Consider the following 25,461-nt stretch of genomic DNA (forward strand, 5'->3'; position numbering starts at 1 on the left):
CTCCTTTGTTTTTATTTATATTATATATTTTGTTTATATTTTTTTCAATATCTTTATTATTTAATCATTTACATTGTGTTTGCTTTCAAATATTTTCAAAACCAAATAAAACCTCCAAACTGATGTAAAATATATTTCATATACTCCCTTTAGACAAACAAAATCATAAAACATATTGCCCAAACGAGAGTATACGACTACTCAGTTTAGAGGTTTTTATAATAAAAAATAATTTATTCAAAAAGTATCACATATTTTGCAAAACAGACAATAGCACAAACAGACTAAAATCTATTTTACGACTTTTACTTTACTCCATTTACCATATACTTTTTTACCCATTGAATCTTTTGCAAAGGCACGTATACGGATGTAATTTTTCTTTCCTTTTTTGATTGTGATCTTCTTTGATGTCACCTTTGCTTTCGCAGTTGTCTTCTTAGCTTTCTTAAACTTCTTGTTTGTACCGCAGGCAATTTCATATCCGGCTATTCTCTTGCACTTCTTCCAGGTAAGCTTGCATTTCTTCTTGCCGGATTTCTTTGCCTTTTTCAATGACACTTTACTTACTGTTACTTTCTTCCATTTTGCATAAACTGTGATATTCTGTGTCAGGTTAGAAAGCTTTGTTACGGCATTCTTAAACTTAGCATCACGATACCAGCCGGCAAACAGATATCTTGCTCTCTTAGCCTTTTGCAATGTGAGCGCTGCACTTCCTTCGGTATAGGTTGTCGGATTCGATGCATTGATACCACCATTGAGTTTATAGGTGATCGTATACGTCTTTTTCGCATTGCCGGTACTTGGCGTAACTCCTGTCTTATTGTCTGTTGTATTAGTTCCTGTAGAAGGATTCTGGATCCCCGGATCTTTCGTGCCGATGTTTCCATTATCACCGGGATCTTTTGTCGTATTGTCAGGATAAGCCTTTTCTTCGATCTTACCATCAGAAGATACGGTTCCGGCATCATATAATGTCGCTTTAGAAAGATCTACCGTGATCACCGGTCGGATTCCATAAAGCTTTTCTTTGTATTCTTCAGAAATAGTTCCCGTTGTATCTACATAATTTGCACTGTCTACTGAATAGCCCTTATCACGCATCCACCAGTTGACAACAGTTCCTGCCGCTCCTAGCAATGGGTATTTCTTTTCCAGATACGCAGTTGCTATCGCTTTACAAGTTGGTGAAACATCGGCATCTTCTTGAATCAGACCATATAATTCATTAACAAAATCGGATTCTGCAAGCAGATACACACGATCTGTTGTCGAAATTGCAGATCCGGTTGCTGCTTCACAGTCTTCATCGCCCTCTTGTTTTACCGTTGTATCTGTTTCAACAATTGCTTCTTTTTCCCGCTCTGAGAAAAGTTCCTGATACATTGTTGTATTCAGCCATTCACGAAGTGTCGCGTCTGACCAGCCATTTGATGTACCATCTTCATCGTATTTTTGAGCATCCAGAACGGCATCTGCAATCAGAACCGCTGTATTCTTTGTATCATCCTTATCCAGAACACGCCATTTAACAGGAGTTTTTGCCGTGGAAGATGTCTGATAGTAGTTACCAAACCAGACACAATCCCATGTAGATACCTTATAGACTGTTTCCGATCCGGTATAATCATCATTTACTAATGTAGGGGATTTGATCTTGCTGATATCTGCTGTTCCGCTTCCATAAGGAATCTCATTGATCTCTTCGTTTTCACAGATTTCACCGGCATTCTGCCATACATTGATCTTAGAAGCATCCAAATGAAGCACCGGACGAACTGCAATGCCTGTTGCTTCCGGATATGCCGACGTCACCTGGAAAGAATTTCCTTCAATACAATTGATATAATTCTTATACCCCTCGACATATTCAATATCACTGCTTTCATCATATCCTGTTTCACATACATCACGCAGCCAGTAACTTCCTTCCACATATGTATCTTTTTCAACATCAAGCTTTTTACTGCTATATACTGTCGCTGCCGCTGTGCAATATTCTTCATCACCGGCTGCAACTGTCTCTTCGGAAGCCAGCGTTGCTTCTGCCTTCGAAGGAATTGCTATTTTATCTTTGATCGAAGCATCACTGTCACAATATGACGTATCAACGATTGCCGCTTTCTGAGTGTCATTAAATGCTTCGTTGATAAATGTATCATTTAACCATGTGCGAAGTGTCGAATCACTCCAATCCGTTGTCTCCGTCGTACCATATGGCAACACATCCAGAAGTTTATCTGCCATCAGATACAGATCATTACCGTCTTTTTTCAGTACACGCCATTTGATCGGATCTTTTGTCTGTCCCTTTTCATCACTTTGATAATAATTTCCAAACCAGACACAGCTCCAGAGATTGACTTTTACATTTTCGTCATCTATATCGGAACCTCCCCAATCCGGATCGAATGTCTGCGTAAAAGAAGATGTAACGGTATAACAATCTGTCTTGCTCAGATCCAGATGAAGCACCGGACGGACACCGCAAAGATTATCATCCTCCATGCCCTCGCTTGTATCTGTCATTAAAATATCATAATCATTGCTAAGTGCTCCGGATTCATCTACATAGCACACAGTATTACGATTCTCTCCATTGGTTCGTAAAAGCCACTGTGCTCCGATATCGGTGCTGTCATCCGCCGGATCGTCCGTATCATCTATATTAGATGCTTCCAGATATGTATTTGTATATGCCAGACGGCTTTCATGATCTAAAATGTTATTGCTAAATCCATATGATTTTAATTGCATTTCCTGATACGACGGAAGATATACATAATCATTTGTCATTTCATAATCCGTCTGTGTCAGATCAAAGTTATTATTTTGTATCTCCGTCTGAATGACTGCCGCTCTTTCTTCTTCCGTAAATGCATAATTGAAAAAATCATCATTGAGCCAGCTTCTAAGAGAACTGTCTGCCCATGTAACTGCCTTTGCTTCGTCATTGTAATTCTTCATGGCAAGAATTTCATCCGAAATCAAAAACGCATCATTTCCACTGACATTCAATACACGCCATGTAATTGGTACATCCTTTTCCTGTACCTCAGAATAATAGCTGCCAAAGACAACACGATCCCATGTCGTCTCGGTCTTACTTACTACCGGATTTTTCAGTTCACTGCTGTCAGCCGCCTTTGCCATACCACTTGGCACAGCAAATGTCGTAAGCATCGACAATGCGACCAAACCACTGATCACTTTCTTCACTCTTCCTAATAACATCTCCTAATCTCCTCCTTTTCATCATCCCTAAACCATTTGCAACCCACACCCTCTCACCCTTCTTTGATGCATTCCCTGCAAAATACATGTCATGTTAAAGTAATATGCTTTCGTAATTCTATTTCTTTTGACTTTTGGAGCACTGTTTTGCCCGGTAAGAATATCTAAGATTTTTGACTTTTTTGCCATGATTATGGGCGCTCTCATCTGATATAGGGGCAGGGCCAGTCCTGATGTACATTGCTGTTTGGGAATCTCAAAGGCCGTCGCCACTTGCGCTGCAAAAATGTTTGCTTTTTTGCAGTGCTATGTGTGCGCTACGTGGCTTTGCGAAGCGGGAGCGTGTCCCAAACAACAATGCTACTCAGGCTGAGTCGCCCCTATAGTTATGACCCGCGCCCAATCAGCAAAAAAGTCTTAAAAATCAGATATTCTAACCGGTCAGCGTGTCTTACCAAAAGGCAAAAAGAAATAGCATTTACGAAAAGAAAGCTTTTGTACATGACATGTGCTTTGCAGGGAATGCATGACACAACGTAAAATGTTGGGTTGTAAATGGCTTATTTATTACGATTTTTTATTATAGCGAAATCCTATGTATAGTTGGATCTGGTTTGTTGTGTTGTAGATCAGCCCCTTTCCATGTTCAAAGGTATAGGAATCTCCTACTGCACTTCCGGTTGTTAAGGTGATTTTATCATCTGCTGTTACACCATTTCCGAAAAGGCTTGCAATCTGCTGTTTTGTCAAAGTAAAACCGCTGATCTCATGCCATACCGCGTCGTCAGTATCTTCATCCGAGACCACATACGTTGCCACCATATATTGGTAGACACGATAGTTCAGTTCTTTGCTTTTTCCCTGATAAGTAATCGTGCAGGTATGCTTCCCAAGGGAGGCTGTGCTTAGCCCATCCATCTCATATTCATCTCGGGAAAGCGTTTTAGTGCTGCCATCTTCGTAAACGGCTTTTACAGTAAGAACTGATAAGTCTACGGTTTCGCCTTTGTTATAGTCATTTCGCAATTCGCCATCCACCTGTATTTCTGCTAATTTTTTTGGTTTTGGTGTCGCTGTTGGCTTTGGCGTGGAAGTCTGCGTTGGCTTCGGTTCTTCTGTCGGCGTCTGCGTCGCAGTCGATGGCTGCGCAGTCTGATCAGCTGTACGGTTTGTCTCTGGCTTTTTCTCCGTAGCAGCTTTCTTTGTCTTTGTGTCAGCAGAATCTTTTTTACTGGAAGTGCTGCTGTTCCTTTTCGACTTTTGCTCTTTCTGTGAGACTCTCTTTTCGTCAGAAGTCTGATTGTTAATTCGATCCGCCATATCAGTCTCCTGTACCGCAGGAGCATTTTCTTCTTTCAGCGTCTCATCGCTTTTGCGATCTGTCTTTTCCTGCGTTGTATCTTTTTTAGCAGATAATTTTGTCATTGCAAAGGCATCTTCAAACTTTTTTTGTGTTTTTAATGCCGGATAGTTCTTCCCTGACTCTTTAGTCATTAAATAGGAGGTCGGGTGATATGTAATCTTCTTTTTCTGACAACCGCTGAGCATAATTGCTATCGATCCGATCATAAAAAAATATAATATACTTTTTCGTTTCTTTCTCAAACCGGCACCCTCCCTTCTTTAAATACCATACCAGATTACAAGAACTGCCTTTTTGAAACGACTTGCGTTCCGAAAAATCTGCTTTCTGATATGTTCTACGTAGATTTCCATAGAGTGTTTTTCTTCTGCTTTTGCTTCTTCTTCCGAGAAAGCTCTTCGCTCTAGAATTGTAAGAACCTGCTCAATATTGCATTCCTTTTTCCAAATATCGGACGATATATTTTTTCCTGCTTTTGCAAAATCGCTTGAAGAAGCTTTTTTCTGAAAATTCCGTTGAATATATTTATCTGTCTTAGCAAAACCATTCTTAGATTTTTCATCTTGATGCTCTTTCCAATCATTTTCACGTTGCTGTGACAAATCATTTTCACGTTGCTGTGACAAATCATTTGACGGGCTCTTTTGAGTATGATCATCAGATAGACGCTCATACTTTTGCATCTGATCGATAAAGGCATCACTTCTTTGTATCATTTCATGCATTCCATCTGCTTTTAACCAATAGGACAATTCTTTTGCAAGATAGCCGATCTGATCCGGCAGTGTTCCCTGCTGCCTTCCTTTCTTCCTCTGATATCGGCAGATACTCCGATGTAAAAGCAAAAATACAATTAATAGCACAATCATACCAAGCATAATGCCAACGTATCTCTGAATCGGTATTGTATGTTTCTCAGAAAGTTTTTTCGGCGGCATCTTAACATTCATTTGCAATTCTTCTGTTTTAACCTGATCCACACGCTGTTTTCTGTGTGCCTTCTCGCCTTCTCCATAATATTTCGGAGAGACCTCAACCGGTATCCATCCAAGTCCATCCTGATAGATCTCAACCCATGCATGAGCTTCGTCTGCATAGATATTACGGATAGTCTGCGCGGACTTTCCGCTGTTTTTTTCGTGCAAAGTTCCGTCTGTCTCTTCATCTGTCTGTGTATCGGCAGCCGTACTGTTCATACTCTCCGGTAAAGACACATATCCTTCCACATATCTTGCCGGGACTCCCAGATACCGAAACAAAAGCGTTCCGGCTGACGCATAAGAAGCACTTCCCCCGGCTCTTTGTTTCTGCAAAAAAGCAAGGATTGGATCAGCATAGTTCTGATCAGTAAAATCATCGGCTGTCTCTTCATTTCCATCTGTCAGATCTAATAAATACTGGCGGATCATCGTTGCTTTTTCCTGCACAGACATTGTTTGTACATTCTTTTTGATCTGTTGTGTAAAAAAGTGTTGAAATTCTTTTGGAATGGTAAGATATTCTTCTTTTACAAATTCTCTGTAAGTCCATTCACTTTCCAGATAATCAGATATTTCTTTTTGGGATTGTCTGGCTTCTAACTGTGCCAAAGTCTGAATCGTCAGATAATCCATATCTTTCATTTCGATCATCCGGTATGTCGTGTCTTTTTTGACAGCGTACCATTCATTTTGCAATGTACTGTCATGACCCTTGTTTAGCATACTTCCGGCATTTGTCATGCCAAAATACGGCTGATATTGATATTTTCTGCTTGCCTGTACATTCTTAACACGAACCTTTTTCGTACCCTGCTCTCTATAAGAAGTTGCCGACAATGCTTTAAATTCCTGCGTCCAGACACTCCAATTCCGGTTCGCAAGCCAGCGGAAACGTTCTTTGTGTTTCTTTGTATATACTGAATCATCCGGTGCTTTCCATTGTCGATCCTGATAATTACTGCCGACAAAACCTTTCAGATAAAATACGCTGTCACTGTCTGTCTCTACTGTAAGACGCAGCTCTTTTGAATCGATCGCTTTTCTCTTTCCTGTAAAATCGCCTTCGTAAAGATCGGCTGTACCAAACGCTTTTGTTTCTATCTTGTTCTTTTCTGCCCTTTTCCACTGCACAAACTGATCCTCATAAACAATTCCTGTTCCGGTAGCAATCCCCGTCAACAATATACACAATGTCAAAAGCCCGATTGTGCATTTCTCTTTTTGGTCAGAAAGAACATAACCATAACGAAATGCATCATGCAGACAATACAAAAATACTATCCACAATCCGATCGCACACATTATCACAAAATGCTTTCCAAAGAAAAATGCGACCAGATAAAACGGAAGCATACCGATAACCATGCCCAGTACGTTCCGACGATCCAGAAAATATTGTATGATCCATAAGGAAAGCAGTAACAGACTGCTTGCAAAAAAGATAGTTCCAACTGCCACAAACCGGTCACTGACAGCATATTCTTCTGCAAGATTTCCTGTTCGTTTGCTATACCATTGCAAAATGCCATTTATTGTCTGTAATGCACCATTCCACCAAAAGACACCACCAAACAAAGAAAGCAGGCAGATCCCGGCACTTCCTATCAAAAAGGGATGATGTACTTTCCTTTTTAAAAAATACCAAAGAAATGATATGACAACGCAACAGCATACAAGCACGAGACCCTGATAGATCGTAATATTCTTATGACAAACGAATTCGCAAAACAGAATTCCCGCAAGTAAAGAAAACGCAAAGAGAATAAGCACATTTGTCCCGATCATTCCGATATGTGCTGTTGCCTTTTTCTCTTCATACGAATATGCTTTCATATACTGCTCCTATTCCGATCCTGCTGATCTGGTTTCTATACTTATACACTTAGCATTAAACTGCAATAACAGCTACTTTGAAAGAAGTGCATATAACGCTCCTGTCGCTTCTTCGAGACTTTGTGTAACCGGTGCGTATTTTTTTATATCTACTACGCAAAATCCCTCCTGCATCGGAAGCATTCTTTGCTGTTCTTTGGTAAGATCCTCTGTCACATAGATTACTCTTGCATATTTTGCACCGACTTCTTTATGACTTCGTAAATACTGTAACGAATCATACCAGTCTTTTGCATCTGTTGGACTATTTTTCATTAACAAACTGACTGCTTTGAGATAATGTGCGAAATCAACGATCTCATAACAGATAAAATGTCTGCTTGCATAGTCAAACCAGCCGATATTATAAACTACTTTCTGCTGCATATATGCCTGACAGATTGATACCAAGACCTCATAGAACCGTTTACGTTCTTCTTTTGACTGACTGTGTGGCACATCAAAAGTGATCAATACAAAGTTATCTGTAGGGGTATCAAATTCTCGCACGATCCATTCGTCGTATTTGGCAGAAAGCTTCCAGTTGATATTTTTACGGCTGTCCCCTCTGACATAATTGCGATATTGCAAAATCTCGCTTAAGTTGTTGCCTTTCCGATGCAAAAAGAAACGTTCCTTCTCATAATTTTCTTTCCATACCTGTGCAAGCCGGTCAAGCCGGATCGTCTGTGGCATGATCGTCGTGAAATATTCTTTCTTTTCTAATGCAATCTGAAAGAAAGATAAATGAAAAAAATCTTTTGCTATAATTTTAGGTACAGTAATACATACGGTTCCCGGATATTCCATATCGAGAGGAATGGCAAACCGTTTGTTACTATGTGCTGCAACCAGCCCGGTATAACCTATCTTCTTTGTTTCTTCAAAGACACGATTTTCTATCTGTAAAACTGCTTTCACCTGAAAAAGCGGTATCCTTCCGGTATTCTGTATCTCTATTTCTATAACAGGGTGTTCTGCCATGGTATATTCCGTCGCATGTACCGCTACTGTAACATGATGTCTCAGCATTTGGTGTGCCACTATACACAAAAGAACAACAAACCCTGCCAAAATCACAAGCCACATGCCGATTCTCCCTCCTTCTGTCACTCACGCTCTGCCAATCTATATCGTTTAATGAAAAAACATCCGTTCCTATTCACATCCATAATCGGTATCTATATATACTTGTACCGGATAATGATAGCTGTCTTATTCATGATTGCATACCGGTCAACTGCGTTTCACTATACTTATATCAGATAACAATATATGTTCATCCTATTGAAACAGAGAAGGTGGTGTAACCTGTTCTAAGATCCTCTGTAAAATGTGCTGTTCACTGTTTTCTTCAAGCTTTGCTCTTGCATTGCATATAATACGATGGGCACACACATCAATAAAAATTTCTTCGACATCTTTTGGTATCACATAATTGCGTTCATGAAATGCTGCATTTGCCATTGCCATTCTTTTGACCGCAATCGCTCCACGCGTGCTGACACCACGCTCAATCTCATCATGACTGCGGGTTGCTTCACATAACCGGCATATGTACTCTAAAATCTGATCTTTTACAACAACCTTTGCAATCTGTTCCTTGATCCGGTACAGATCTTCTTTTGTCGCAATCTGATGAATCTGTTGCATGGCATCTTCATCCGAATTTTCACGCAGGATCGTCACTTCATCCTCAAATGCCGGATATCCCATGGACAAACGAACCATAAAACGGTCGCATTGTGAATCAGGAAGTGGTTGTGTTCCCCCGCTTGTGATCGGATTCTGTGTTGCGATCACAATAAAAGGATCAGGAAGTGCCATCGTATTGCCATCTACGGTCACAGTCTTTTCTTCCATCGCTTCTAACAAAGCAGACTGTGTCTTAGAAGAGGTTCGGTTGATCTCATCCCCTAAAAGCAGGTTGCACTGTACGACACCCGGCACATATTGAAATTCCTCTTTTTGCTTATTATAAAAAGAATAGCCGATAATGTCGCTCGGCATTGTATCCGGTGTGAACTGCTGACGGTTATAATCCAGTTCCATGGCTTTTGCAATCGCTTTTGCCAAAGTAGTCTTTCCAGAACCCGGATGATCCTCCAAAAGTACATGACCGGATGCACAAATAGCCATTAAAACCTTCTGGATCACATCCTTTTTTCCTTTGATGACTTTCCCAATCTCCTGCTCGATTGCTTCTAATTTTTCATACATAATTTTTCCTTCTCCTTGTTTTATCATCGTAATAAACGCAAAGTTTTCCTTTTGCGGCAGTCTGATGTTTTCTTATAAAGTTTCATTTACAATGTCACTTAAAAATATACTGCCTGTTTTTCATAAAAATAACATACTATGAATGTAAAAACATTTGATGTTTTCATCTTATAAGTTATATTTTATAAAATTGTGTCAGTTTTCTTTTACACTCATTTTTTATAAATCTACCCATAACATTATTAGTTTTCTCTTTGTCTGTCTCAACGAGCTACGCATCAAAACCATACATATTCATTACACAGCGAATTCCATATTCTATTTCTTCCCGCGAAAAATCGGACTGTTCTATAAATGTATCTTCTTTTTCATTCATATAAGAATATACTGCTGCCGCAAGCTGTAAATCCAGCAGATCTTTCTTCTCTGCACGTTCCCAAAGGATATTCTCTGCTTTTTCAAACTTTCCTTCATCTACCATTTGGGTAAGCTTCCGGTACAAAGAATCCTGCGCGGAATTTTCAATAAATTTGGGTTGCTTATATTTTTCTCCAAAAGCACCACCCGCAATTGCCATTGCTACACGTACAGCTCCACGTATTGTACGTTTCAACCCATGTTTGTTTTCATATTCCATTTTGTCTCCCCTTACCAATCTATATTATACAAAATCGCAAACACCCTCATTCTGATCAAGCGATCAAAATGAGGGTATCTGCTTTTATAATACTCTATATTATATTTTCAAGAAAAATGCGATTACACTTTCTTTTTTCTCTGTAGGATACGATTGTACCTTAGAGTTTTTGTTAAAATTAAGCCTTAGGACCTGCTGCTACTAATGCCTTACCAGCTTCATTTCCTTCATACTTAGCAAAGTTCTTAACGAATCTCTGTGCAAGATCTACTGCCTTTGTCTCCCATTCAGAAGCATCTGCATAAGTATCACGAGGATCAAGGATTGCAGGATCAACACCCGGAAGTGATGTAGGAACTTCGAAATCAAAGTGTGGAATCTTCTTTGTATCTGCTTTGTTGATTGAACCATCAAGGATAGCATCGATGATACCACGAGTATCTTTAATAGAGATACGCTTACCTGTTCCGTTCCATCCTGTATTTACGAGGTATGCCTTAGCACCACTCTTCTCCATCTTCTTAACTAATTCTTCAGCATATTTTGTAGGATGTAACTCTAAGAATGCCTGTCCGAAGCAAGCTGAGAATGTAGGAGTCGGCTCTGTGATTCCACGCTCTGTACCTGCAAGCTTTGCTGTAAATCCTGATAAGAAGTAGTACTTTGTCTGCTCTGGTGTCAAAATAGATACCGGAGGAAGAACTCCGAATGCATCTGCTGATAAGAAGATAACGTTCTTAGCTGCAGGAGCAGACGATACAGGACGTACAATGTTCTTGATATGATCAATTGGGTAAGATACACGAGTATTCTCTGTAACTGTCTTATCAGCAAAGTCGATAACACCCTTATCATCAATAGTAACGTTCTCTAAAAGAGCATCTCTTCTGATCGCATTGTAGATATCAGGCTCAGATTCTTTATCAAGGTTGATAACCTTAGCGTAGCAGCCACCCTCGAAATTAAATATGCCATTATCATCCCAGCCATGCTCATCATCACCGATAAGGAGACGCTTAGGATCTGTAGATAATGTTGTCTTACCTGTACCTGAAAGACCGAAGAAGATTGCTGTATTCTTTCCATCCATATCAGCGTTTGCTGAACAATGCATAGATGCAATACCCTTTAATGGGAGGTAGTAGTTCATCATAGAGAACATACCTTTCTTCATCTCTCCGCCATACCATGTGTTTACGATAACCTGCTCACGGCTTGTAATGTTGAACATTACTGCTGTCTCTGAGTTAAGACCTAACTCTTTGTAGTTTGTAACTTTTGCTTTTGAAGCATTGTAAACTACGAAATCCGGTTTGAAGTTCTTAAGTTCCTCAGCAGATGGCTTGATGAACATATTTGTAACAAAATGAGCCTGCCATGCAACTTCAACGATGAAACGAACTGCCATTCTTGTGTCTTCGTTAGCGCCACAGAAAGCATCTACTACATAAAGTTTCTTGTTAGAAAGTTCTTTCTTAGCAAGTTCTTTTACTGCTTCCCAAGCTTCCTGGCTTGCCGGATGGTTGTCGTTTGGATACTCATCTGATGTCCACCATACTGTATCTTTTGAGTTCTCATCCATAACGATAAACTTATCTTTAGGTGAACGACCTGTGTAGATACCTGTCATAACGTTGACAGCGCCAAGTTCACTTTCCTGTCCTTTTTCATATCCTTCGAGGTCTGCCTTCATCTCTTCTTTGTATAACTCATCATAAGAAGGGTTGTGAACGATCTCTGTTGCTCCTGTAATACCATACTGACTTAAATCTACTGTTGCCATTTGCATTCAACCTCACTTTTCTTAGTATTTTTTGTCACTTAGTAACTGGTATATTGTGCATACCGGTTCAAAATTCTTCGTATCTCTCTGCTTTCCGATAAAGGATTATCCGAAAGTATCGGGGATACAATCATTTCACCTGTAACACAATTTGGATTTATCATCTCACAACTGCTTTAAAAAGTCAATCTATTTTCGCCGAAAATATAAAATTTGTATCTGCCATTCCCATGCATTTTTACCCTTTTAACGGTTTGCTATGACCTCGATCAATCTTCATCATCAATAGAAGCATTCCAATCATCCTGTGTCAAATTTTTGATCTTAACCCGGATTACTTTTTCAAAACCATTCGATGCGGTAAGCTTGTATGCTTTGTCGTATCCTTCATCCGGTGTAACCTCAGTAACCACGGTATCACTATCGCTATCGGACAGAGTAATCTTAATATCACTAAGTACACTGCTGTCTAATTTATTGATACAAATCCTGCTACTGGTATTTTCATACACATTCTTTTCATTGTTATCTACCGTGTAGGAAACATCATACAAAAACATCTTATTTATCTGCTGATAATATTCTTCTACGGCATCCTGGATTTCATTCAACACCTCTATATCATAGCTGTCCGCCTGCTGTCTCCATGCTGTCACTTTCGCATCCACTTCATCTGCACCATTTGCCATACCATTTGCAATATTCTCAATGTTAAACAACCGTTCACGAATGTTCTCTTTTATCTCCAGTACTTTAACTTCTTCATCTGATAATCCGACATTAGAAGGCTCCGTATGATATGTCACTTCATTAACATTTGTAAGTGCTTTTGTACGGCTGTCATAGTCACATACATGCCATAATGTTCCTTCTTTGTTTGGCATATAATATGTTGCCATCTTAAAACTTCCGGAATACACTTCTACTTTAACATTTGATGCTGCAAGCTGTGAACTGTCATTTGAGTCACAATTCGTATAATCATGTACATAGAAAGAATACACTCCAGGATATTCCTTGTAGATCGTAGTAGTCTCCGGACCTTCATAATCGGTATCATCCAGATCAAGATCTGCTACTTCTTCCTCACCATTCCATGCTGCCTGGTCACTATAGTATGTATGGAAATGATTTCCTGTGGCATTTACCGGACCGATCAAATGAGAATCCGCATCGGCAACAGCACCCGACTCTTCATCACCCCATGTCAGGATAAAACGTACCTGACCGGTATGGATCGCTGTGCTGACACCAACGCCCTGATTCTTTGTGATCGTATCAGGACGGATCAACACATTAAATGAAGTAGACAGATAACGGTCTGCGGTATCCTCTAATGTACGCTTATCAAGCACCTGAACGGTATAATAACCTACCGGAAGATCTTCAAACAGATACTCTCCATCTGCATTTGTCTTTGTTTCTTTGATCGCATCATTGATCAGGTTGTTTTTACCCTTGCGGATACGCATGGTAAGACCTTCTACTTTGTCACCTGTCTTACTGTCTGTCACGGCACCGGATACACCACCTTCTTTTCCTTCCCAGGAAGCCGGCAGCATATTGATCAGTTCATTTGTATAAATAGAACCATATACACTTGTGATCACAATATTTTGTGTCACATCCATATAACCATCTTTTTTCACTACTAAAATGTAGTTACCTGTCTTGATCGTATCAATACTGTACTGACCATTTGCATCTGTTGTCAGATGTGTTGCATTCGTATCGTTTACAATATTAGGAATATCATAATCTGCTGTATATGGCACAATGTAGATATCTGCATCTTGTAACACTACATTTTCTTCATCCTGTACATCTCCATGGAATGCTACATCTACTGCATTCTCGTCAACACCCAGATTGTCACTGATCACGGTAACTACTTCACCTGTGTCAGATACCGTAACAGGGATCAGTCCAAGACCAACAATTTTTGGAATATTGATTGCTGTATCGACCGATACCGTTGTATTTTCTGCACCCGGACAGATCTTTAAAAAGAACTTGATGATCGCATCGATCTGCATATTCTGGTTTGTCACAAGATTTACGTTAGAATTTACAACAGTCGGAACAATGTCTTTTGCACTACCGTTGACGGTAACATCACCTTCTGATGCAATTTCAAGACTCTGGATCGTTCCATTGTTTTCTACCTGTGTAGAAGAAGCTGTCTTTGCAATTTTTACTGTTGCATTTGCATCTTTACTGATCACAATATGAGAAGTTGCTGCTTCTACATTTAATGTATTGCCGCTTGCATATTCTTTAAATGTATTTTTCGCAATGTTCTTGATCGTAACGCTTGCAAATGTACCATGGTTTATAACTTCACCATTTGGCATATCCACGATCAGATTTGTGCCTGCATAGCTTCCCTGCGGAATGGTAAGCTGCTTCTTTTCGGTTGTTTCCAGATAAAGATACTCTACATTGGCTTTTAACGCCGTAGCAATCTGCTCATCTGTGCTGACACGTGCTACTGATGCGACCGTGACTGTACACTTTGCCGACTTATTGCCGGATACCGTTGTTGCAACGATGTCTGCTGTACCTTTATTTACCGCAGTGACAAGACCATTTGCATCAACAGTTGCTGTCTGTGCATTTGTTGTAAACCATGTTACATTTTTATTGGTTGCGTTTGCCGGTGCGACAACGGCTTTTACCTGATAGGTATCTGCAACGTTCATAATATGAGCTGCTTTGGCAATCGAAATGCCGGTTACATCCACATTCTTTGCTGTCTTTGCTTTAACCGTAACATTCACTTTTGCCTTTTTGTTACTACCATCTGTACTTGCTATTGTGATCACTGCTTTACCCTGCTTCTTTGCCTTGATCACACCTTTTGAGGATACGGCAGCAATCTTCTTGTTTGAAGTTGTGTATTGCAACTTCTTTACAGAAGCTTTCTTTGGAAGCACTTTTGCTTTGATCGCTTTACTGCTTCCTACCGTAAGCGTTACTTTCTTTGCTGCTGTCACACTCTTGACCGGTGTACCAACGATCACTTTACAGATTGCTTTCTTTCCTTTTACCTTTGCGGTGATCGTAGCTTTTCCGGTTTTTCTGGCTGTAACAACACCTATGTTTGTAACAGTTGCAACCTTCTTGTTACTGCTCTTCCATGTTACAGTACCTTTTACTTTCTTAGGACTGTACTTTACTGACAGCTTTACTCTGCTGTGTTTGCTGATCACACAGATCTTCTTTGACAGCGTAATCTTTTTTAACTTTGTTGCCGCTTGTGCTGTCTGTCCCTGAACGGGAACTGCTGTGATCACCATAGCTGTTGCCAATGTTGCTGCCATGACCGCTTTCCATCTTTTTTTCATTTGCATCTTCCTTTCTTTGTCGCATTACTGTGTCTGATATTTTTTCCACCAAGACACGTACCCTTTTTGTATGTTGAAATGCGAAAATTTTGCATTCACTCAAAACAATACAGCTCTATAAAATAGTATAAAATATCCTCTTTACAGTTGCAAATTTAATTTTAACATTTTATGCGTTATTTTTGACGTAACTGCATCTCTATCCAGCCTTGCATCCGATCCTTTGCTACCGTAAACGGAACCGGACCGAGCGACAGGAAGAACTTATGAAAGTCTTTTAGAACGAATTTCCTGCCCAGTTGCTTTTTTGCATCATTCAAAAGGTCATCTATTTCCAAATACCCTATTGTATATGGCATATAACTTGCCGGCTCTGCCAAAAGTGACTGATAGATTGCCATCATATTGCTTTTGCTAAATCCAAAATCCGTCAGATACCGTTGCAATTTCTTCTGATCCCATCCTTTATAATGAATACCGATATCAGCTTTTGCATACAGACAAAGCGTGATCAATGTGTTTTCTTTTAAAAGCTTAGCGACATCTTTTTTCAACCCTGCAAGATCATAACCGTATAACTCTGCATATGTTCCCCATCCCTCGGTATATCCTGCCACATTGATCATACTGCGAAGCGGTGACGGATTTTGCGATTGAAAATAGCACGTCTGGTACAAATGTCCCGGATATCCTTCATGACCAATCGTTGTAAATGCTTTTGACAGATCATATCTTTTATTTCGGTTAATATAGATTACATTATTTTTGTAATCATCGATTGCCGGAGTCAGATAGAATGCCGGACTCATGCTTTCTTCCAAAGACGCATCCACGTATTTTAATTCATATCCGATCGACTCATCCAGTGCAGGAAAGTCTTTTTGAATCGCTTTTTTTAGATGTTCCATTGCTGTCTGTGGCGTGTTGTATGTATATTCCGCTTTTTGTGCCTGATAATAAACATCCGGTGTATCAGAGATCACTTTTGCAATTTTTTTCTTCAATTCTTCAATCTTATTGTCTAAGATATGCTCTATTTCTTTGATGGAACGGTCTGATCCGGTCTTGGCTTTGACCAGATAACTGTAGTATTCTTTTCCCTTTTCAAGATAACAGAGTCCTTTTTGGTTCTTGCTGCTGCCTATTAGTTCTTTTAACCCTTCTGCGAGATTCTTATATGCCGGTATTACCGCATTCAGAACCAACTCTTTATTCTTTTGCTCATAGGTACTCTTCTCGGTATCTGTCATATCGGCAACGCTTAAAAGTTTACCCGCAAAGATTGTGATCAGATAATTCTCCTCTGTTTTGCTCACAAAATCATTGCATTGGTCGATGATCGCCTGTGCGGTTGTCTCCGACATAAAGATCCCTTTTTTCGCTTTCATCTGTTCAAAAGACAGAATTTCCTTAAAATATGCCGGAACAAGATTTAATAACTCCAAATAGGTATCCACATCGTTTTTCGAACGCAGGCTGTATTCCGCAAAATAAACCGGAAGCTGCGTCTGTATACCGGTTGTCGGCCCTAAGCATTCTGTATATTCCAGGAAATCTGCCGCTTCTAAATTCTGTTTTGATAAAAGATATATCGTATCATAGATCAGCTTTTGCTCTTTGGTCAGCTTTTCATAATCATAGGTTTCGAGTGTTGCAACGCGGTTTTCCGATATAACGAGACTGTTTTTCATTTCTTTTAGGGAATATTCACCAAGCGTTGGTTTCTCCTGTGTAATCCCATAATTTTCTTTTGTCTTTAATGTATAATTTAACGTAAAAGAATCCGAAGTCACTTCGTCCCGAAAGATCTGCTGTATCAGTGCATCAAAATCGCTTTGTGTCTTTTTTACACTACGGTTGTCCTGCACTTTCGGATGATCGAGCAAATGATAAGAAACCGGCAAAATGCCTTGTCTGATACAGACTGCACCAAGAACCGCAACAAGACAGATCAGAAAAGCAGCCAGCCTGCCACGATGCCCGAAAAATCCTTTTTTCCGATCCTGCATAAAGTATTTTTTGTAATCCTGTCTGCTTTGCTCTTTCATGAAATGCCTCCTGCCCTGACCGGTCACACCCGCTCTTTTATACCCTTCTATATGTATATGCACAAGCATTTCGTTTCATTCCTGATTCTATCATCAAGAAAGTTTCTTTTCATGCCCTGCTTCATCTGCAAGACAATTTTACTTCATTCCCGGTTACATCTTCAAGATAGTTTTACTTCATTCCCGGTTACATCTTCAAGTCAATTTTGCTTCATTCCCGATTACATCTTCAAGATAGTTTTGCTTCATTCCCGGTTACATCTTCAAGATAATTCCGTTTCATTCCTGATTTATTCGTCATGAGAATTTCATTTTATTTAATTTGTATTACATCTTTCAGCACATAATGAAAAGTCGGTGCAGAACTGTCCTTATTTTCCTGATAACCTTTATTCAGATCAATAGTATCTTTTGCATCATATGGATTGATTCCTATATAATCCCCCTGAAAAACGGCAAGTTTGCCGGTTTTTAATTGTTTGATCGCATCTTCCATCCGTTCCTGCGTGCCTTTCGCCACTGCGATTTCATTTAATTCAAGCATTGCCACCCAGTTACGTTCAAAGCCTGCTCCGGCATCGTTTCCATTTATGTTGGCATTGACAACATCTTCGATTTTCTTATCTGATAAAACTGCACTAACCGCCTCTAAAATGTAAGGTTCCCAGTTAATACGGCATCCTGTCAGATAGGTTGTCGGTGCCACATCTTCCATGCTCTGATTATATGCTACATGATATGTGGTCTTTGTTCCTCTTGTCGCTTCACAGGCAACAGCCGGGCCGGTTGTGTCAGAATGCTGTGATATTATGACACATCCCTCATCTATCAGTTCCATAGCACACTTTTTCTCTAACGCATAACTCCCCCATGTATTGGTATATCTGACTGTCATAACCGCCTGCGGAACAACCGATCGTACTCCCAGTAAAAATGCCGTATAACCAGATATTACTTCCGCATACGGATACGCTCCGACATATCCGATCTTTGCCTGCTCTTTTGTTATCGTTTTATCTTTGATCATTTCTTTGATCTTCATGCCTGCTGCCACACCTGATACATAACGTCCCTGATAAACTGCTCCCATGAAAGTATGATAATTGCTAAGTTTTGGCTTTTCATTGGCATTGGATCCGGTTGCCTGACAAAACTGTACATTGCGATAGCGTTTCGCATATTCTTTTGTCTTTTCGGAAAATCCATAGCTGGTCGTAAAGATCAATTCACAGCCGGTATCAATCAGTTCCTGTAAGATTTCGCCCTCATTTCCTTCTGTCACATTGTATTTTGCATAGGTTTTTACACGATCTCCGTATTGTTTTTCAATCGCATTTTGCGCTTTAACAAAGTTCCCGGTATAAACAGTACTGGTATCACCTACATATACAAACCCGACTTTGATGTGCTTTTGTGTTCTCTTATCCAGCACAAGGAACTGAAACAATGCCGCAACGATGATCACAGCAATGGTACTAATGAATGATATTGCATATATTCTTTTCATATTGGTCTCCCTTTTTACAAAAACATTTTCTCTGCCTTTTTCATGCCTGATCTGACACGATTCTGATACAAACTACTGAACTTTCCCGGCTTTTTTCATTTCTCAGTCTGACATAATCCTGAACAATACTGCTTTTATCAAAACTATTATCCCGATCATATATTACGGTGCATAGATCTTTTGTACATCAATTGTACCGTCTTCGATCAGATCGAGCATGATGTCTACAAGCATCGGATCAAACTGTGTTCCTCTTCCTTTTTTGATCTCATTTAATACAAATTCCATATCGAGCTTCTTTCGATAGACGCGATTTGCTGTCATTGCATCAAATGCATCTGCAATTCCGATGATCCTTGCATTTAAAGGAATCTTTTCCCCTTTCAACCCTTGCACATATCCCTTTCCATCATAACGTTCATGATGATATAATGCACCTTCATATACATGGTCTACCAATGTGAAATTCTTTAAGATCTCACCACCTCTTACGACATGCGATTTCATAACGGCATATTCTTCATCCGTCAGTTTGTTGTCCTTATTCAAAATGCGGTCAGGAATCGCAATCTTTCCAATATCATGCAAGAGGGCGGATTTCTTTAAATCTTCAATCGCCTGATCACTATATCCCAACCTTTGTGCGATCATCGAAGCATATTCCGATACACGGAACGAATGCTGGCTTGTATTGACATCTTTAGCATCTACCGTCTTAGCGATCGTTAAAATCGTTTCATTTCCCATTTCAAGCTGTCTTTTCGTCAGTTCCAATTCTTTCTTCTGAATATTTAATGTCTTTTGGATCTGTGTTCTGACTACAAGCCATGTCAGATACGCAATTGCTGAGGTAAAGACAATACCAAAATAAAGATAGAACCACCAATGATCATAAATCTCTTTATCTTTAACGATCTGATAGGTACTTTCCTCTATGACTTTACTCTTTTTGTTGTCATATACTGCCATATGGAATGTGTAATTCCCGGTCGGCAGATTCGTATAAACGATATTTTTTAAGTCACTTTGCTGTACGATCGTTGCCTTTTTGTCAAAACCTTCGAGCCAGACACGCACATACGGGTCATTTGTCGAATAATTGATCACTTCCGGTATGATCTCTACACGAGAAACACCTCTTGGTATGTGAAACACCTCGCCTCGCTCTACCTGACCGGTCTCTCCGTCTAACTTGATCGACTTGAGCAACATACGATACGATGACTTCGTTGTACTATATGCGTTGATATTCATATAAACAACTCCGGAACCACCGGAAAGATAGAGGTTATCCTTGTCATCAACATAATTCCACGCATTTGGTGTCAATGACTCCCGTAATCCTTTTGTCGAATCCAGAAGATCATATTCTGTATCTTTATCATGTAACAGTTTTTTCTTATCTACAACATAAATTCCGGCTGCACTAAGGACAAAGACCTCTCCATGGTTTCCTTCTACGAGGTCAAAATTATTATAATACGGGAAATTCTTTAAAATTCTGATCTTTCCTGCTTTTGTGATGTAACAGATACTGTTGCTTGTGATCACAAAATATCCTTCATTATCGCTGTCTTTTACAATCCGCATGATCACGTTCGATCCGAGTCCATCCGACTTTTTAATGCTTCCTACCACGTTAGTATCCTGAATGACCGCAATTCCATTTCCATCGGTTCCCGCTAAAAGCGTTCCATCCTCTTTTTGCAGCATACAAAGAACTTTAGGATTTGTCAGTCCGTCTTTTTCTTTGATCGTAGCACAAATTTTTCTATTTTTGATATAGGAAATCCCGAAATCTCCGGCAGCTGCCATCGTACCATCCGCCAGTTCAATGATCGATCGGAACTTATCTCCTGTCATACCATCTTTTTCTTTGTAAGTGTAGATCCGATCACCGGCAATTTCCCAGACACCTTCACCACCTGTACAGATCCAGAGATGATGTCTGCTGTCTTCTTTAAGACAACGTATTCGGACACCTTCCAGCTTTTTCGTCAAACTGTTATCTACCTTTTTGGTTAACTTCTGATCCACAATATGTAATCCGTTATCCGTTCCAAAGTAAAACTGCCCGTTCCATTTTGTGACAGAATTAACAACATCCCCCGGCAAACCGACTTCATCATAAATCTCTGTAAATACCGACTTGCACATACGCAAAAGTCCTAAACGGGACGAAGTAAACCAAAGATTCCCCTGATAATCAATTAACATATGGTCAATTGAACTGTTAAACTGATTTGTATTGATCGTATGATAGATTCCCTCCTTGTCAATATATCCTGTTCCATTGTCAGCACAGACAAACCAATAACCATCTTCCGACTGTTGCAGGGATTTAATATTTATCATATCCCGACAGGAGATCACTTTTTCTTTCTTTAATGTTTCATTTTCAAATCGGTATACTTCTATCGTATTTTCCTGTGTACCAAGATATAGTTTTCCTGCATCATCAAATGTACAGCAGGTATATGCCGTGCCACTGATGCTTTTTTCTTTTTTAGTAACGATCTTACTTCCATTTAACAGGTATAGACATCCTTCATCCGTAACTGCAGCAACCGTACCCACAGCATCCGTCGATAGGCTTTTTGCATACTTAATCTCCGAAATGGTTTCCGTCACGGAAAGTCCACCTGATAAAGATACGATTGCTAATGCATCGGTCGTTCCAACATAAAAATTACCATCTGTATTTTCTGTAATACAACGAACCGAATCTGCAGGAAGTTTTTCGGTTGCATCCAATACATTTGATATTTCTCCGTTAATGCAGATTGATACTCCGCTATCATTTGTTCCGATCCATAATCGTCCGGCTTCATCTGTATACAGACAGTTTACGTTTTTCACCGATTCAAACTCGTTTACCCAGCGGAAATTACTTCCGGTATAACGGTACAGCCCGCCATACGTGCCAATCCACAAGACACCATCCTTTGTCTGGGCAATATCATTCGCTTTACCACCCGGCAGCCCGTTCTCTCCATTATAGATTGTTCTGACATATGTATTAAAACGATTGTCTGCACTATATTTACTCTTTTGCTTTGCACAGGCAGATGTTCCATCAAGCATTGCCTGCATACAAAGTAAGAAAAAAAGCAAACCAAGCCATGTCTTTTTCCGTACATGACTTCGTCTGCCGTCTTTTTTGCGTAATACTTTTGCTTTTAATATAAAAAAGAATAAAAGTAATGTGATCACTTTATCTAAAAAGTCAACATAAAACTCACCGATGATACACCGGATCACCTTCTGAATCCCCATTAATTCCAAGAAACCGACAACGCCATCTCCCCAGACATTACCGGTCATCCCATTACTAAAGAAATAGTTCAAAGGTGCAGAAACGAGCACCGAGATCATTGTCACTAAAAAGCTCAATGACAATGTCCTGAAAAGATTTTCAAAAAATCCCTTTCTTGCACAAATGCCTACCAGAATTCCAAGTGCAACATTTGTTAATGCATAAACAAGTGAAAGCGATGAATGCAATCCGTATATAATATTTACCGCCGCTCCAATAAAAGCACCGCATATCGGCCCAAGCACATATGCAGCCAATACTGTCCCAAAAGAATCCATCCATAAAGGAAGCTGCAGTGCTCCTGCCAGCCATTTTCCAATGCAATTAATCAAAATGCATCCGATTACAAATATACTTATCTCATAACTTTTTCTGTGCTGCATCTCATACCTGCTTTCTTCTGTAAATCAAATCAAAAATTCCCACTACTGTATGTGCATCTTTACATTGCTGCAAAAGTGCAAAGTCAATGCTTTGCACTACAAAAATCACTCTGTAATTCTTGCCAGCTCCCCCACTGCTATATGTACACTCTTATAAAAATGCATAGTAAGTAATGCTATTATAATGGTTTTTTACCATGTTCACAAGAGAATACGACTTATTTTTATACATTTTTCGCTCGTATTATACATTTTTATCCTGTGATCCCATAAAACCTTTGTATTATTATGTATTCCAGGAAAAATTTGAACTAAAAAGGTGCAACGCCAGCGTGTTGTGCTACTGCACGAGCATTTTCCTATTCCATAAAGCAAAGGCACCGGACTAGAATTGCCTCCCAAAGTCAGATTTCGGGGTGACAGTTCCATAACCGATGCCTTTGCTATCTTTAAAAAGTATTCTTATATATCAATCCTCGTTTTTTGAGGATTTATCACTCTATTCTCCCAGATCAAAATGCTGTACCATATCCGTCAGAATATTTGCCTGTGCAGCCAGTTCTTCGGAAGTAGCTGAGGTTTCCTCTGCAGCTGCCGAATTATCCTGTACACTATTAGAAATCTCTTCGATGCCTAATCGGATCTGCTCTACGCTCTGCTCCTGTGCCACATTATTCTGTGCACTCTTTCCGATCAGATCATTGACATTCTGTACCGCTTTAAGCACTTCATTCATCGAATCTACCACTTCATGTGCTAATGATGTACCCTGCTCGATCTCATCAATGGAAATGCCGATCAGATCTCTTGTATTGCTTGCTGCACGCGAGCTTTCATCAGCAAGTGAGCCGATCTCAGAAGCAACGACAGCAAATCCTTTACCTGCTTCTCCTGCTCTGGCGGCTTCAATCGACGCATTCAAGGAAAGAAGGTTGGTCTGATCTGCAATGTCTTCAATCGTCTTAATGATGCCGACAACTTCATGCGACTTCTCAGAGATACGATTCATGGCATCCATCATCTGTATAATCTGATCACTGCTGTTCTTCATCATGTCTGTTACACGTTCTGTTTCTACAGCAGATTCTTTTGCACTTTGTGTATTTTCATTTACCTGCTCCGAAACAGATACCGCTGTTGCTACCAGCTCCTCAACGGATGCAGCCTGTGTACTTGCACCCTCTGCAATGCTTTGTGCTGCTTTTGAAAGGTCATTTGCTCCGGACAATACCTGCTCTGAGCTTTGAATAATGTTATGCATCATATCCTGCATAGAAGCAGAGATATGTAACAGAGCAGTTTTTACCTTTGCAAACTCTCCGGAATAGTCATATTTTAACGAAACCTTTAACTTACCATCTGCAATCTGGTCTAACATATCTGAAATTTCATCAATATAATCAATGTATTTCTTCAAACGGTCAACCGTCTTTTGAATGGATTCTGCAAGCTCACCGATCTCATTTTGCGATTCAACATGAAGTGCTACATCAAGATTTCCTGCTGCAAGCTCCTGTGCTACATCATTTAATGCTACGATTGGCTTAGAAATGTTCTTTGCCACTTTACGGATCGCAAGTACGATCGCAGCTACACCAATCACAAGAAGGAAGACCAGTCCGACCAGACTGGTAATCAGGGAGCTATAGTATTCACTCGCCGGCAGACTGCTTAACACATAGTATCCTTTGGAGCCAATCTGTCCTACATATCCCTCCTTTGTTGACTTATCTGCTTTATAAGAAAGGAAAGTACCTTTTTTGCTTTTAAGTGCATTCATAACGTCATCTGAAATATTTGCTTCTGATAGCTTCTTTAATTCATTTTCTTTTGTTGGGTGATATACCATCGTTCCATCTTCTGTCAAAAGAACGATATAACCCTTGTTGCCAATCTTGTATTGTGAACAGATCTCATTAATATGGTCTAACGAAATATCTACACCTGCTACACCAAGAACCTTGTCGCCGGATTCGTTGTAGACCGGTGCCGCCACACTCATAATCTCTTTTCCTGTGCTTACGTCCTGATATGGTGCTGTCAGCATTGATTTTCCACTTTCTGTTACCTTATACCATTCTCTTTGTGTTATTTCAAAAGAAGCGTCACTGGTAAATCCATCCGACTGTGTCAGCGCATTCGCATCAATATCACCTACCCATGTTGCCATGATATTTCCTTTATCAAAGTCTGCTGTCTTTTTCAGCTCATTAAATACGTGAGAATATTTATCATTTTCGGTAATCTTATCTCCTGCTTTTGTTGTATCAAGGAGCTCTCTGACATTGCCATCCAAAGCTATCTGTTCTACAGTCGTAACATAATTTGTAAAGAATATTTCCAGCTGATAAGAAGCTGCCTTTGACTGCATGGTAAGATCCTGCTTTTGTGCACTTATGCTGATATTATCGATCATAATAAAGACTAATATCAGAACCAGTGCAAAGATTGCCAATACAACACTTAAGATGCGTATTGTAAGCTCATTTGCTATCTGCTTTTTCCTTTGTTCCTTCTTCATAATCTCTCCTTTCTGCTTTTCTTAGAAAAGCAAATACGTATTGTCCGCACAATTTCCATCTTCTATCGATCAAATTGTCAAAAGTCCATTTTCAAAAACAGCCTGTCAGAAAAGTTCAATCCTTTTGATTTTTGAATCTCATATTATATATTATACAAATTTTATTCTAAAAAAAACAGTATCTCGGCTGTCTATTCTCACCCTCTGTGTCTATTTTTTCGAAAAGTCAGTATGAGAGCTGCTATCC

The 25,461-nt window shown here is 39.7% G+C and carries 12 protein-coding genes; all 12 read right to left on the reverse strand.

The window, feature by feature from the left end:
* Positions 1-291: 291 nt before the first annotated feature.
* Positions 292-3,237 carry a DUF6273 domain-containing protein gene (locus H8700_RS07660; protein ID WP_249304877.1) on the reverse strand — a complete coding sequence of 982 codons (2,946 nt, stop codon included), beginning with the start codon at positions 3,235-3,237 and terminating at the stop codon, positions 292-294.
* A gap of 567 nt (positions 3,238-3,804) precedes the next feature.
* Positions 3,805-4,842 carry a bacterial Ig-like domain-containing protein gene (locus H8700_RS07665; protein ID WP_249304878.1) on the reverse strand — a complete coding sequence of 346 codons (1,038 nt, stop codon included), beginning with the start codon at positions 4,840-4,842 and terminating at the stop codon, positions 3,805-3,807.
* An 18-nt stretch (positions 4,843-4,860) separates the two neighbouring features.
* Positions 4,861-7,413 (reverse strand): transglutaminase-like domain-containing protein, encoded by a 2,553-nt coding sequence (locus H8700_RS07670; protein WP_249304879.1) that lies wholly within the window; start codon positions 7,411-7,413, stop codon positions 4,861-4,863.
* 72 nt (positions 7,414-7,485) lie between these two features.
* Positions 7,486-8,541 (reverse strand): DUF58 domain-containing protein, encoded by a 1,056-nt coding sequence (locus tag H8700_RS07675; protein WP_249304880.1) that lies wholly within the window; start codon positions 8,539-8,541, stop codon positions 7,486-7,488.
* 195 nt (positions 8,542-8,736) lie between these two features.
* Positions 8,737-9,672, reverse strand: coding sequence for an AAA family ATPase (locus H8700_RS07680; protein ID WP_249304881.1), 936 nt, complete (start codon positions 9,670-9,672; stop codon positions 8,737-8,739).
* A gap of 271 nt (positions 9,673-9,943) precedes the next feature.
* Positions 9,944-10,309, reverse strand: a complete 366-nt coding sequence (locus H8700_RS07685) for a DUF6483 family protein (protein ID WP_249304882.1) — start codon at positions 10,307-10,309, stop codon at positions 9,944-9,946.
* 178 nt (positions 10,310-10,487) lie between these two features.
* Entirely contained in the window at positions 10,488-12,092 is a 1,605-nt protein-coding gene (pckA, locus tag H8700_RS07690) for a phosphoenolpyruvate carboxykinase (ATP) (RefSeq protein ID WP_249304883.1), read from the reverse strand.
* Positions 12,093-12,361: 269 nt separating this feature from the next.
* The gene (locus H8700_RS07695) at positions 12,362-15,439 is read right to left on the reverse strand and encodes an Ig-like domain-containing protein (protein ID WP_249304884.1); all 3,078 of its coding nucleotides are present in this window, start codon (positions 15,437-15,439) and stop codon (positions 12,362-12,364) included.
* Between the two features lie 176 nt (positions 15,440-15,615).
* Positions 15,616-17,487, reverse strand: coding sequence for a DUF885 domain-containing protein (locus H8700_RS07700; RefSeq protein WP_249304885.1), 1,872 nt, complete (start codon positions 17,485-17,487; stop codon positions 15,616-15,618).
* 313 nt (positions 17,488-17,800) lie between these two features.
* Positions 17,801-18,994, reverse strand: coding sequence for a BMP family ABC transporter substrate-binding protein (locus H8700_RS07705; protein WP_249304886.1), 1,194 nt, complete (start codon positions 18,992-18,994; stop codon positions 17,801-17,803).
* Between the two features lie 162 nt (positions 18,995-19,156).
* Complete coding sequence (locus H8700_RS07710) at positions 19,157-22,693, reverse strand: HD domain-containing phosphohydrolase (protein WP_249304887.1); 3,537 nt, start codon at positions 22,691-22,693, stop codon at positions 19,157-19,159.
* A gap of 499 nt (positions 22,694-23,192) precedes the next feature.
* Positions 23,193-25,214: a methyl-accepting chemotaxis protein gene (locus H8700_RS07715; RefSeq protein WP_249304888.1), complete on the reverse strand. Its 2,022-nt coding sequence runs from the start codon at positions 25,212-25,214 to the stop codon at positions 23,193-23,195.
* Between the last annotated feature and the right edge of the window lie 247 nt (positions 25,215-25,461).

The sequence above is a fragment of the Jutongia hominis genome (assembly GCF_014384965.1).
GTDB lineage: Bacteria > Bacillota > Clostridia > Lachnospirales > Lachnospiraceae > Butyribacter > Butyribacter hominis.